Raw genomic sequence first — 14230 nt, 5'->3', positions numbered from 1 at the left:
GGACGGCCAGACAACAGGAGGAGACAGGCATGACAGGCAACACCGGGACGCCACCGCCCGTGAAGGTCGGTCTCGTGGCCGGCGGGCTCGGCGCGTACTGGCCGCAGTTCCCCGATCTGCTGCCGCAGCTGAAGCGGTCGGCGGAGCGGGTGTCGGAGCGGATGCGCGGGCTCGGCGCCGAGGTGGTCGACGTCGGATTCATCTCCGACGCGCAGGAGGGCGCGGCGGCGGCCGAGAAGCTGCGCGCGGCGGGCTGCGACGTCATCGTCGGGTTCCTCACCACCTACATGACCGCGACGATGCTGGTCCCCGTCGCGCAGCGGGCGGACGCCCCGGTGTTGCTGATCAACCTGCAGCCGACCGAGTCGATGGACCACGCCACGTTCGACACCGGGCAGTGGCTCGCCTACTGCGGCGCCTGCCCGCTGCCGGAGATGGCGAACGCGTTCGCGCGGTGCGGGATCCCGTTCCGCTCGGTCTCCGGCTACCTGGAGGACGAGCGGGCCTGGGCGAAGATCGGCCGCTGGGTGCGGGCCGCCGGGGTGCGCGCGGCGCTGCGCCGCGGCCGGCACGGCCTCATGGGCCACCTGTACCCGGGCATGCTGGACGTGTCCACCGACCTGACGCTGGTCAGCGCGAACTTCGGCGGGCACGTCGAGGTGCTGGAGTTCGACGACCTGCGGGTCCGGGTGGAGAAGGTCACCGACGCCGAGGCGGCCGCGAAGAAGGCCGAGGCGGAGAAGATCTTCGAGCTGGACGCCTCCGTCAACGACGACGACCTGGCCTGGGCGGCGCGCGTGTCGGCGGGCCTGGACCGGCTCGTCGAGGACTTCGAGCTGGACAGCCTCGCCTACTACCACCGGGGCCTGGACGGTGAGATCCACGAGCGGCTCGGCGCGGGGATGATCCTCGGCGCGTCGCTGCTCACCGCCCGCGGGATCCCGGCGGCCGGCGAGTACGAGCTGCGCACCTCCCTCGCCATGCTGATCGCCGACCGGCTCGGCGCGGGCGGCTCGTTCACCGAGTTGCAGGCGCTCGACTTCCTCCGCGGCCACGTCGAGATGGGCCACGACGGGCCCGCCCACCTGGCGATCAGCGCCCGGCGCCCGCTGCTGCGCGGCCTCGGCGTCTACCACGGCAAGCGCGGCTACGGCGTGTCCGTGGAGTTCGACGTCAAGCACGGCCCGGTCACCGCGTTCGGCGTCATCCAGCGCCGCGACGGCCGGTTCGCGTTCGTCGCGTCCGAGGGCGAGACCGTGGACGGCCCGCTGCTGCAGATCGGGAACACGACGTCCCGCGTGGACTTCGGCTGCGACCCCGGCGAGTGGGTCGACGCCTGGAGCGCCACCGGCATCTCCCACCACTGGGCCCTCGGCACCGGCCACCGGATCGCCGACCTGAAGGCCCTCGCCGACCTCCTGGAGATCGAACTGGTCACCGTGAACCCCTGACGGCCCCGCGAGACACCACGACCCTGCCGGACTCGAACTCTCACTAGGCGCGATCGGGGGATCCGTCCCTAGGCGATGACGGGCGCAGGCCCGCGACCGTGCGACCCGCCCGCACGGCCACGGGCTCTGTTCCGCATGCCCGGAAACGGACGACGCGCCGTCCCCCCACCCCACAGCGCAGCTCCGAGAGGACGCCCCGTCCATGCGCACCATCCCCCCACGACGGCCCTGGCGAGGCCGCGGCCCCGTGCTGGCCGCGGTCTTCGCGCTGCTGCTCGGCGCCCTGGTCGCACCGGCCGCGCCGCCCGCGCAGGCGGCGACGGTCACCCCGATCACCAACACCGGGCCGGACGGCGAGCAGACCGTCCGGTTCGACACCGACGGCAACGCGGTCGACGCCCACGACGGCGCGATCCAGCGGTTCGGCGACACCTACTACCTGTACGGGACGAGCTACGACTGCGGCTACCAGTGGACGGTCAACAGCACGTTCTGCGGCTTCAAGGTGTACTCCTCGCCCGACCTCGCGCACTGGACCGACCGCGGCCACGTCGTGAAGGCCCGCTCCTGCAAGTTCTGCTTCCGCCCCCACACCGTGTACGACAAGGCGACCGGCAAGTACGTGATGTGGGTGAACGACCAGGAGGCCGCGGACAGGTTCCGCGTCTATACCGCTGACCGCCCGACCGGCCCGTTCACCGAGCAGCCCGTCCCCGACCTGCCCGCCGGGACGCACTGCACCGCCGACCTCGACGTGTTCGTCGACGACGACGGCACCGGGTACCTGGCGTGCAGCAACGCCGGCTGGCACATCGCCGTCATCCAGCTGACCCCCGACTACCTGCGCGCCGCCGGCCCGTACGACGTGACCGGCGTGACCCGCGTCGAGGCGCCGTCGATCTTCAAACGGAACGGCGTGTACTACCTGACGATGTCGGACCCGAACTGCGGGTACTGCACCGGCACCGGCACGTCCTACCTGACCGCGGCGAGCCCGCTCGGGCCGTGGAAGGGCCGCGACGCGTGGACGGCCGAGGACGATGCGCTCACCGCCCGCGGCGGCCTGTACGGCCTGTCGCAGCAGGGCGAGGACTGGTCGGACTACACCTTCTCCTTCGACGTCGCGCCGCTGCCGACCGCGTCGGGCACGTCGGCGCAGGCCGGGTTCTCCGTCCGGATGAACCAGGACGACCACGGCTACCTGTTCCTGCTGACCGGCTCCGGCACGGCCGACGGGAAGCTGAGCGTGCTGCGCCGCGCCGGCGCCACCACCGCCAGCCACGTCGTCCAGCTCGACGAGCCGATCGTGGCGGGGGAGTGGCACCACGTGTCGGTCACCGCGTCAGGCTCCACGCTGACCACGTCCGTCGACGGCGTGCAGGTGGACAGCTACACCGACGCGACGTACCCGGCGGGCAAGGTCGGGTTCCGCGAGTGGAACGGCGCGAACCTGGAGTCGGCGAAGTTCGACAACGTCCGGGTGACCTCGGCGGACGGGCGGGAACTGCTCGCCGACGACTTCTCCGGCGGCCTGGCGAAATGGGTCGTCCCCACCGCCGGGACGAGCATCACCGCGAACTCCTGCGGCGGGCAGCCCGCGCAGGTCGCCACGCTCCGCCAGCGCCACGGCGCACCGATCTACATGTACTTCAGCGACCTGTGGGACGGCCACACCAACGAGGCCCTCGCCAACTACCAGTGGCAGCCGCTCACCTTCGGCGCCGACGGGTCGATCACCCCGATCCAGTGCGGCAACCCGACCGTCCGCCTCGACCCCGGCCGCCCGGGACGGCAGCGCACCGTCCCCGGCCTCGACCAGAGCAGCGGGGCCGCAGGCTTCCGCACCGGCTGCGACGTCGCCGGGGACGTCCGGCGCGAGCAGTCGTTCACCGCGGGACGCGGCGGCCGCCTCGCCTCCCTCGCCGTCACCGCGTTCAAGGACGGCACCGAGCAGGGGCGGGTCGAGCGCACCCCGCCGTCCGCGCCGCTGACCGTCGAGGTCACCGACGGGACCCGGACGCTCTGGTCCGGATCCGTCCCGGCCGAGGAGATCGGCTGGTCGGCGCGGAACGTGACCGTCCACCCGGACGTCCGGGTCCGGCGCGGCGCGCACTACACCGTCCGGATCTCCTCCACCACCACGACGGGCTGCTACGGCGTCGCCTACAACGACCACGACCCGTACCGGGGCGGCGCGTCCGCCGTCAGCCATGACGGCGGCGCGACCTTCACGCCCGAGCCCGGCCGCGACCTGAAGTTCTTCACCACCAACGTCCGGGGAGCCTGAATGCGAACATCCGCGACACGCGTCGCCCTGCCCGCCGCGTTCCTCTCGCTGCTGGTCGGGGCCGCCTTCACGGTCCCGGCGCGCGCCGACGCGTCCGGCCTGCGGGCCTTCGGGCTGCGCACCGACGCGCTCGACGCCCCGCTCGGCATCGACGACACGGCGCCGACGCTGAGCTGGCGGCTCACCGCGCCCGGCCGCGACGCCGCGCAGGCCGCCTACCAGGTGGAGGCCGCCACCTCCCGGAGCGGGCTCGGCCACGCCGACCTCTGGGACTCCGGGAAGGTGGCGTCCGGCACCGCGAACGCCGTCTACCGGGGCACGGCGCTCACCTCCCGCCGCCAGGTGTGGTGGCGGGTCCGCGTCTGGGACGGCTCCGGGCGGGCGTCCGCCTGGAGCCCCCCGGCCCGGTTCGAGATGGGACTGCTCGGCAAGGACGACTGGTCCGGGAAATGGATCACCGACGACCGGTGGCTGAACCGGGTGCCGAGCCCGGTGACGGTCGGCCTGCCCGCCGGGACGAAGGCCCGCCACCTGCGGATCGACGTGTCCAAGCTGGGCCTGCCGATCAGCGAGAGCGGGTCGCTGCTGTCCCGGCTCCAGCTCGCCGAGATCGAGGCGCTCGACCCGTCCGGGAACAACGTGGCGAAGGGCGCGGCGGTCACCGCGTCCGAGGTCCGCGAGTACCCGGGCAAGTGGATGCCGGAGTTCCTCACCGACGGGTCGCTCACCACCCAGACCGCGCCGTTCGGCTACACCAGCAACGCCTACAAGTCGCAGGACCCGGGGCACCACATCTGGCTGCAGCTCGACCTCGGCGCCGCCAAGGACGTCGCGTCGGTGAAGCTGTACCCGCGCACCGACGTGATGACGAGCGACGGGAAGACCCCGAACTTCCCCGTCGACTACACCGTGCAGACCTCGGACGCGGCGGACGGCCCGTTCACCGTGGTGAAGACCGTCACCGACCAGGCCCCGCCGCCCGCCTACCAGACGTCCACGCCCGCGCTGCCGCTGCTGGCCCGGCAGTTCTCGCTGGGGAACACCGTCCGGTCGGCGCGGCTGTACATCACCGCGCTCGGCGTCTACGACGCGACGATCAACGGGAGGCCGGTCGCCGACGCCGTCCTCGAACCGCCGAACACCGACTACAGGAAGCGGGTCGAGTACGCGGCCTACGACGTGACGAAGCTGCTGCGGCGCGGCGGCAACGCGATCGGCGTCCGGCTCGGCAACGGCACCTACAACGTCGCCGCCACCAACGACCGCTACACCAAGTACGTCGGCGCGCAGGGAGCGCCGAAGCTCCTCGCGCAGCTGGAGGTGACGCTGAAGGACGGCACGACCGCCCGGATCGCGACGGACTCGTCCTGGCGCACCGATCTCGGACCGACCACGTTCAGCCAGTGGTACGGCGGCGAGGACGAGGACGCCCGGCTCGCGCAGAAGGGCTGGGACGGTCCGTCCGCCGACCTGTCGCCGTGGAAGCCGGCCGCCGAGGCGCCCGACCCGGGCATCGCGCTGACCGCGCGGACCTCCCCGGCGATCGTCCCCGTCGGCACCCGCTCGACCGTCAAGGTCACGCATCCGGAGAAGGACACCTACGTCTTCGACCTCGGCGAGAACATCGTCGGGTGGCCCGAGCTGCGCGTGCGCGGCGACCGCGGCACGAAGCTGACGGTCAAGCCGGGGGAGCGGCTCGGCGCGGACGGCCTCGTCGAGCAGGGCACCATGATCGCGGGCGGCGCGCAGAACCCGCCGGTCATGGACACCTACACCCTCGCGGGCGGCGGGACCGAGACGTGGCACCCGCGGTTCGTCTACCACGGCTTCCGCTACATCCAGGTCAGCGGCCTGGACGCGGCGCCGTCCCCGGACACGGCCGGCGCGGTGATCCTGCGCGCCGGCAACGCCTCCGCCGGCTCGTTCGACAGCTCCGACCTGCTGCTCAACGGCATCCACACGATCATCGACCGGGCCGTGCAGGGCAACATGATGTCGATCCTCACCGACTGCCCGGACCGGGAGAAGCTCGGCTGGCTGGAGGAGACCCAGCTCGTCCAGGGCACGATCACCCGCGGGTACGACGTCGCCGCCTACTACCCGGCGCTGCTGCGCAACATGGCGGAGGCGCAGACCTCCGCGGGCCTCGTCCCCGACATCGCGCCCGCGTACGTGACGTTCTCCGGCGGCGTCTGGGACGACCCGAACTGGGGCAGCGCGATCATCCTGGCCGCCTGGCAGCACTACGTCACCTACGGGGACGCCGCGCCGCTGCGCGACTTCTACCCGAACATGCAGCGCTACCTGGACTACCTGACGTCCAAGGCGAAGGGGAACCTGCTCGACTACGGCCTCGGCGACTGGGCCGCCGTCGACAAGACCACCCCGACCGGCGTCGCCGCGACCTACGGCTACCAGCGCAGCGCCACCGCGCTCGCGAAGATCGCCGAGCTGCTCGGCAAGGACGACGACGCGGCCAGGTACACGAAGCTCGCCGGTGACATCGCCGACGCGTTCAACGCCAAGTACCTCGACGAGGCGAAGCACACCTACGGGTCGGGCAGCCAGGCCGGTGACGCGTTCGCGCTCGACCTCGGCATCGTGCCCGCCGACCAGAGGCAGGGCGTCATCGACCACCTCGTCTCGGCCATCAAGGCGAACGGCTACCACCTGACGGTCGGCGAGATCGCGCTGCCGTCGGTGTTCCGGACGCTGTCGGCGGCCGGCCGCGACGACGTCATCCTCGCCGTCGCGCAGCAGGTCACGAACCCGAGCTACGGCTACCAGGTGGTGCACGGCGCGACCGCGCTCACCGAGTACTGGGACGGCCCGACCGGCTACGGCTCGCAGAACCACTTCATGCTCGGCGCGATCGACGAGTGGTTCGGCGCCGGCCTCGCCGGGATCCGGCAGGCCGGCGGCTCGGTCGGCTTCGCCGACCTCGTGATCCGGCCCGCCGTCGTCGGGGACCTCACCCGCGCCTCGTCGTCCTACGCCACCCCGCGCGGGACGGTGTCCAGCGCCTGGCGCCGGTCCGGGCACGACCTGCGGCTGGACGTGACGGTCCCGCCGGGCGCGCCCGCGCGCGTCGAGGTGCCGCTGCTCGGGGCGTCCGCCGCCCAGGCCCCGGCGGGCGCGCGCTCGCTCGGCGTCCAGAACGGGCACGCCGTGTACGAGGTCGGGTCGGGCTCGTGGACGTTCGCCGTCCGCACGCCCGCCGCGGTCCGGCCGGACCGGACGCAGCTCGCCGTCGAGCCGCCGTTCGGCGTGAACATCCCGGTGACCCCCGGCACGGCCGCCGACGCCCGGTTCCGCGTGACGAACCTGGAGCGCCGCTCCGTCACCGTCCCGGTGAAGGCGGCCGCGTCGGCCGGCTTCACCGCGTCCGCCCCCGCGCAGGTCACGATCCCGGCGGGCGGCTCGGCCGAGATCCCCGTCGAGGTGAAGGGCCCGGACGCGGACGGGACGAAGGGCACCGTCACCGTCACGGCCGACGACGAGACCGCGACGGCGCCGGTCCTCGTCACCGGGAACCTCGTCCGCTCCGCGACCATGTCGGCGTCCAGCACCCACAGCGGGTCGTCGCCCGCCTGGGCGAACGACGGCGGCACCGACTCCGGCGTCTGGCTGAACGGCGTCGGCGGCTGGAACGACGACACGTCGAAGTCCTTCCCCGACACCCTCACCGCGACCTGGAAGGACCCGCAGAGGATCGGCCGGGTCGAGGTCTACACGCTCGACAGCCCGAGCAGCCCCGCCGCCAAGTCCGGCCTGCGCGACTTCGACGTCCAGGCGCAGGTGGACGGCGAGTGGACCACGGTCGCGACCGTCACCGGCAACACCGCCGGGACGGTCGAGAGGACCTTCGCCCCCGTGCGGGCGTCCGCGCTGCGGCTGCTCGTCCACGACTCCAACGACCACAACTACAGCCGCGTCATCGAACTGGAGGCCTACACCTCATGACCCGCTCCAGAGTTCGACCGGCGGCCGGTGCCCGCCGGAGATCGGCGCGGCTCACCGCCGTGCCGGTGGCGGCGCTGCTCGCCGCGTCCGGCCTCGCGGTCGTCGGGGCGGCGGAGGGCGCGGAGTCGTTCGGGCCTACCGTGCCCGCCCTGACCCGCGGCACCTTCGCCGACCCGCCCGCGTCCGTGCGGCCCAAGTACCGCTGGTGGCAGCCGCTCGCCTACACCGACGACAAGGAACTGGCCGCCGAGCTCGACCAGATCAAGAAGGCGGGCGGCGGCGGCGCCGAGGTCGCCCCCTTCAACGTCGAGGGCACCGGCAACAACACCCCCGAGTTCCTCAAGACCTACGGCTGGGGCACCCCGCTCTGGGCGGAGAGGACCCGGACGATGCTGGCCGCGGCGAAGGACAAGGGCCTCGGCCTGGACCTCACCATCGGCCCGCGCTGGCCCGCGACCGTCCCGACGGTCGACGACGTCAACGACCCCAGCGCCCAGCAGCAGATCGTGTTCTCCTACGAGTTCCACAAGGGCGGCACGAGCCGGTCCGGTGAGCTGCCGACGAACTTCAACGTCGCGCCGCCCGCGGGCGCGAAGAAGACGCTCGTCGCCGCGCTCCTCGCCAAGTGCTCCGACGCCGGCTGCGGCGCCTCGTCCAGCGCACCGCGGATGCTGGAGCGTTCGAGCGTCACCGACGTCACCGCGAAGGTGGACGCCCAGGGCGGCCTCGCGGTCGACTTCCCGGGCGACGACCAGAGCACGTACGCGCTGATCGCCTTCTACCAGACGCCCAGCGGGCAGTCCCTGTCCGGCTACACCGCGACCGGCACCAACTACGCGCTCGACCCGTTCAGCGAGGCGGGCGCGAAGGCCACCACCGACTTCTACGACAAGAACATCCTCACCTCCGACGTGCGGAAGCTGCTCGCCCGGATCGGCGAGACCGACCTGTTCGAGGACTCGCTCGAACTCGGCTCCACGCAGAAGTGGACGTCGGAGCTGGTCGGCCAGTGGACGAAGCTGCGCGGCTACTCGCCGATCGACGTGCTGCCCGCCCTCGCCGGCGCCGGCGACCAGGGCATCACCGACCGGCCGTTCTTCGACTTCGGCGGCGGCGTCGGCGCCCGCGTCCGCACCGACTACCGGCAGACGCTCAGCGACCTGTACATCCGCAACCGCCTCGACGTGCTGCGCGAATGGGCGCACAAGCACCACATCAAGACCCGCATCCAGCCGTACGGCATCCCGGTGGACGTCTCCGAGGCCGCCTCGCACATCGACGTGCCCGAGGGCGAGTCGCTGGCGTTCGGGCAGTCGGTCGGCGCCTACAGCAACGTGCAGGACTACCGCGTGGTCGCCACCGGCGCGCACCTGTCGGGGCGGCCGGTGGTGTCCGACGAGTGCTGCGCGTTCTCCGGCACGGTGTGGGGCTCGACGGCGGGCGCCGGATCGGACGCCTCGAACCTCCAGGCCGTCTACCGCGGCTTCGCCGGCGGCGTGAACCAGGTCGTCTGGCACGGCTTCCCGTACCTGAGCAGGGGACCCGCGGGCGCCGGACCGCAGTCGGCGTGGCCCGGCATGACCTACGGCGGCAACACCTCCTACTCGGAGGCGTGGGGCGACAAGGGCGGCCCGAACTGGGCCGACTACCGCGCCGTCAACGACAACCTCGCGCGGATGCAGCTCGTGCTGCGGCAGGGCAAGCCCCGCTTCGACCTGGCCGTGTACTGGCAGGACTTCGGCATGAACGGGACCGGCACCACCGGGTCCGGGGCGAACAAGCTGATCCAGAGCTCATCGGAGCTGGCGGCGGCCGGATACACCTACGAGTACCTCAGCCCGGCGCAGCTCCAGCGCAAGGACGCCTCCTACTCCGGCGGCGCCCTGTTCGGCGACGGCTCCGCCTACCACGCGGTCCTGCTGAAGGACCAGAAGACGATGCCGCTCGCCGCCGCCGAGAAGCTGCTGAGCCTGGCGCGGCAGGGCCTTCCCGTCGTGATCGTCGGGGACGCGCCGAGCACGGTGCCCGGCAACGGCGACGCGGGCCGCCAGGACGCGCGGCTCACCTCGGTGGTCTCGCAGCTGCTCAAGCAGCGCACCGTGGTGCGGGCGGCGAGCGAGGCGGACGCGCCGGACGCGCTGCGCCGCCTGAGCGTCACGCCGGCCGCCGCGCCCCGCGACGGCTCGGGCGCGATCCTCGACGTCCGCCGGCAGGCGGGCTCCACCGATTACTACTACCTGTACAACCAGACGAACACCGCGACCGCGCAGACGGTCACCCTGACCGGCGACGGCGTCCCCTACAAGCTGGACACCTGGACCGGCGAGATCACCCCGATCACGGACTACACGTCCGGGCACGGCACGGTCACCGTTCCCGTCCGGCTGGCGGCGAACGACGCCACGGTCATCGCGGTCACGCCGCGGCACGACGCCACCTTCCCCGGCCGGGGCAAGCCCGGCCGGCCGGGCGGGCAGGGGACGGCGGCCGTCCCGCAGCCGGTGAAGCTGAACGAGTGGTCCCTGTCGGTGGACTCGTGGGGCCCCGGACCGTCCGGCAGGCCCGGTGACACCGCGCACAAGGCGCTCGGTCCCGTCACGGTGAAGGCGGGGGAGAACGGCGCGCTGCCCGCGTGGTCGGCGATCACCACGGCCAACGGCTACCCGGTCGATCTCAAGGACGTGTCGGGCGTCGGCACCTACACCGCGCACGTGACCCTCGACGACGGCTGGAAGGGCATCGACGCCGCCGAACTCGACCTCGGCACGCCGGTGGACACCGTCCGGGTGAACGTCAACGGCCACGACCTGCCGCCGCTCGACCAGGCGGACCTGCGGCACGTCCAGGTCGGCCGGTACCTGCGGCCCGGCGACAACACGGTCACCGTGCGGGTCGCCTCGACGCTGCTCAACGCGGTCCGCGTCGCGCCCGGCACCGGAGCGTCCTCGCGGGCGCCGATGGACTACGGGCTGTTCGGCCCGCTCACCCTCACCGCGACCGGCGGCGACCGGCCGGTGCTGACCGCCGAGGCCCTCGAACCCGAGCTGCCGCTGGCGGACGGCGGCTACAACCGCGCGACCGTGCTGGTCACCAACGCGTCCGCCCGCGCGGCGAACGTGACGGTGGCGGCGTCGGCCGCCGACGGGATCACCGCGACGCCGCAGCGGGCCGAGGTCGCGGTTCCCGCGGGCGGCTCGGTGACGGTGCCCGTCGACGTCCGCGACCAGGGCGTCGACTCCGGCACGAGCACGCTGAAGGTGACCGCGCGCAGCGACGCCGGGCCGTCCGCCGAGACCGCGGTGACGCTGCGGCACTCCGGCGACCTGGCGCTCAACCCGGGCGGCGCGCCGTTCCCGCGGGTCATCGCGGACGCGAGCCAGGACCGCTACCCGGCGAAGCTCGCCGTGGACGGCTCGGCGAGCACGTTCTGGGTCTCGTGGGGCCGCGCCGCGGGCCAGGGACCGACCGCGGAGGACCCGGTGCGGTTCGGGCTCGACTTCGGCGCGCCCGTCCGGTTCGGGTCGGTCGTCGTGGGCGGCCGCTCCAGCTACGGGGCGCGCGACTACGCCGTCCAGGTGTCCGAGGACGGCCGGACGTGGCGCACCGTCGCCACCGCGACCGACACGCCGAAGGAGGGCGGGACGACGACGTTCGACAAGGTCAGCGCCCGGTACGTGCGCATCGAGGTCAGCCGGAGCTGGGACTCCGTCAACGCCAACGTGCAGATGAGCGGCTTCTCCGTGCGGCCGTAGGCCGCATCCCCCCACTGGAGGTTCTTCCTCATGATCCGCCGTTTCGTGAATCGTTCCACCGGGTCCCGCGCCGCCCTCGCGGCCGCCGCGACCATGACGGCCGCCGCCGTCGTGGCGCTGCCGGGAACCGCGCTGGGCGCGGTGAAGGCCGGGCACGCGCCGCAGGCGCCGGCCGGTCTCACCGTCGGCGACCAGGCCCGGCCGCTCAGCGTGGAAGGGGCGCCGCAGTTCGGGTGGCGGCCCCGCGACGTCGACCCCGGCGAGGTCCAGTCCGCCTACGAGATCGCCGTGCGCGACGCGTCCGGCAAGACCGTGTGGGACAGCGGCCAGGTGAAGTCGGGCGGCCAGGAGTACGTCCCGTACGCGGGGCCGGCGCTGGCGTCCGAGACGACCTACACCTGGAAGGTCCGCACCTGGGACCGCACCGGCATGGCGTCGCCGTGGTCGCGGGCCGCCTCGTTCGACACCGGGCTGGGCGACGACCAGTGGGGGGCGTCCTGGATCCGCCGGACCACCGGCGAGTCCGACGACTACACCCTGGCCCGCAAGGACTTCACCGTCGGGACGTCGCCGGTGGTGCGGGCCCGCGTCCACATCTCGGCCGACCAGCAGTACGACCTGCGCCTCAACGGCGAGACGGTCGACCGGGGACCGGCGTTCGAGTACGCCGACGACCTCTTCTACAAGACCGTGGACGTCACCTCGAAGGTGAAGGCCGGCGGGGACGCGACGCTCGGCGCGGTCTACCACTGGTACGGGTCCGGGCAGGGACGGCCGAAGGGCGAGCCCGGGCTGCTGGTCCGGCTGGTCATCGACCACGCCGACGGCACCCGGCAGGTCGTCGTCAGCGACGGCACATGGAAGGTGGCGCGCGGCCCGTGGAAGACGGCGCCGCGCCGCAACGGCGACGGCGCCGACTGGGTCGAGGACGTCGACGGCACCGCCGAGCCGCTCGGCTGGGACCGGCCGGGATTCGACGCCTCGTCCTGGGCGGCGCCGCAGGTCGTCGGCGCGCACCCGACCTCGGCGTTCAAGCACGTCCACGGGCAGGAGACGTCGCTGGCGTACGAGACCGTCCATCCGGTGAAGGTGACGAAGCTGGCGTCGGGAGCGCTCGTCGCCGACTTCGGGAAGGTGATCCCGGCGGTGCCGGTCGTCCGGTTCCGGAACGGGACCGCCGGGCGGCACGTCGACATGCACGCCGGATACCTGCTCGCCGACGACGGCACGGTGTCGCGCTCCAAGGACGACAACCAGGACACCGACCTCACCTACGGCTACACGCAGCGCGACGGCGACCAGACGTTCCGCGCGTTCACCTATGAGGGGTTCCGCTACTTCGAGGTCGGCGCGGACGCGGGCGTCGACCCCGAGGACATCTCCGCCGTCGTCCAGCACAACTCCGTCGACCGCACCGCGACCGTCCGCACGTCCGACAAGGGGGTGAACGCCGCCTACGACATGATGGCGCGGTCGGCGCTGTACGGGTCGCAGACGCAGTTCCTCGACACCCCGACCCGCGAGAAGGGCCAGTTCCTCGGCGACGCCGTCGACACCTCGACCGCCGCGATGGGCGCGTTCGGGGAGCGGCGGCTCACCCGGCAGGCGATCCGCGAGTTCATCGCCTCGCAGGCCCGCTACTGGCCGGACGGGCGGCTCAACTCCGTCTACCCGAACGGCGACGGCAAGCGCGACATCCCGGACTACACCGAGATGTTCCCCGGCTGGGTCTGGGACTACTTCGAGCAGTCCGGCGACGCCGCCACCCTCGCGCAGGCGTACCCGGCGATGAACGCGGTCGCCGGATACGTCCGCCGCTACATCGACTCCGGCACGGGCCTGGTCACCAACCTCGAAGGCGGCTCCGGCCAGTACAAGTACGGCATCGTCGACTGGCCCGCGACCATGCGCTACGGCCACGACATGGACACCGCCGCCCGCACGGTCATCAACGTGCTCGGCGTCGACGTCCTGAACGCCACCGCCCGCGCCGCCGACGCCCTCGGCAAGTCCGACGAGGCCGCCGCGCTGCGCAAGGAGGCCGGCACCCTCACCGGCACCATCAACGCCAAGCTCCGCCGCGCCGACGGCATCTACATCGACGGCCTGAAGAGCGACGGCACGCAGAGCACGCACGCCTCGCAGATCGCCAACGCGTACGCGGTCGCGTACGGGGTCGCGCCGGCCGGGTCCCGCGAGGCGATCGGCTCCTACATCGCCGGCCTCGGGATGCAGATGGGGCCGATGACCGCACACCGGCTGCTCCAGGCGCTCGACGACGCGGGCCGCCCCGGCGACGTCGTCACCCGCCTCACCGACACCGAGGGGCCCGGCTGGGGCAACATCCTCGCGCGCGGCGGCACCTTCACCTGGGAGTCGTGGGACGCGCCCGAGACCGGGCAGAGCTTCTCGCACCCGTGGGGCTCGACGTCCCTGGTCGCCGTGCAGCGGTCCCTCCTCGGCGTCACCGTGACCGCCCCGGCGGCCGCGTCGGTGCGGATCCAGCCGCCGCTGTCCGGCATCAGCGGTGCGGCGGGCACCATCCCGGTCCAGCGCGGCGACGTCGGCGTCCGGTGGACGCGGCGCGGGAGCGGCGTCTCGCTGTCGGTGGACGTCCCGGTCAACGTCACGGCCGAGATCCGCGTCCCGGCGCGGTCGGCGGCCGACGTCCGCGTGTCCGGGCCGGGCGGCGCCCGCTTCACCGGCATGAAGGACGGCTACGCGGTCTTCCAGGCCGGGTCCGGCCGCCTCACCTTCCAGTCGACGCAGGCCTGAGG

At 73.0% G+C, this 14230-nt stretch carries 5 protein-coding genes; all 5 read left to right on the top strand.

Translation table 11 applies throughout. The features are described 5' to 3' along the window. Nucleotides 1-29: 29 nt before the first annotated feature. On the top strand, nt 30-1451 hold the full coding sequence (locus J4557_RS00450; protein ID WP_208264283.1) for an L-fucose/L-arabinose isomerase family protein: 1422 nt from the start codon (nt 30-32) through the stop codon (nt 1449-1451). A gap of 202 nt (nt 1452-1653) precedes the next feature. After that, complete coding sequence (locus tag J4557_RS00445; protein WP_208264282.1) at nt 1654-3738, top strand: family 43 glycosylhydrolase; 2085 nt, start codon at nt 1654-1656, stop codon at nt 3736-3738. Continuing rightward, on the top strand, nt 3739-7701 hold the full coding sequence (locus J4557_RS00440) for a family 78 glycoside hydrolase catalytic domain (protein WP_208264281.1): 3963 nt from the start codon (nt 3739-3741) through the stop codon (nt 7699-7701). Further along, complete coding sequence (locus J4557_RS00435) at nt 7698-11453, top strand: glycosyl hydrolase (RefSeq protein WP_208264280.1); 3756 nt, start codon at nt 7698-7700, stop codon at nt 11451-11453. Before J4557_RS00440 ends, J4557_RS00435 begins: the two co-directional genes overlap by 4 nt. A 45-nt stretch (nt 11454-11498) precedes the next feature. Then, a complete protein-coding gene (locus J4557_RS00430) occupies nt 11499-14228 on the top strand; it encodes a family 78 glycoside hydrolase catalytic domain (protein WP_208264279.1) in 2730 nt (909 codons plus the stop codon). Nucleotides 14229-14230: the final 2 nt, after the last annotated feature.

The sequence above is a fragment of the Actinomadura nitritigenes genome (genome assembly GCF_017573545.1).
GTDB classification, from domain to species: domain Bacteria; phylum Actinomycetota; class Actinomycetes; order Streptosporangiales; family Streptosporangiaceae; genus Spirillospora; species Spirillospora nitritigenes.
This window is presented reverse-complemented; position numbering and strand designations above follow the sequence as displayed.

What these genes read in the sequence shown, in the direction of transcription:
- J4557_RS00445 (WP_208264282.1), top strand. Translation starts at nt 1,654, where the DNA reads ATGCGCACCATCCCCCCACGACGGCCCTGGCGAGGCCGCGGCCCCGTG.
- J4557_RS00435 (WP_208264280.1), top strand. Translation starts at nt 7,698, where the DNA reads ATGACCCGCTCCAGAGTTCGACCGGCGGCCGGTGCCCGCCGGAGATCG.
- J4557_RS00440 (WP_208264281.1), top strand. Translation starts at nt 3,739, where the DNA reads ATGCGAACATCCGCGACACGCGTCGCCCTGCCCGCCGCGTTCCTCTCG.
- J4557_RS00450 (WP_208264283.1), top strand. Translation starts at nt 30, where the DNA reads ATGACAGGCAACACCGGGACGCCACCGCCCGTGAAGGTCGGTCTCGTG.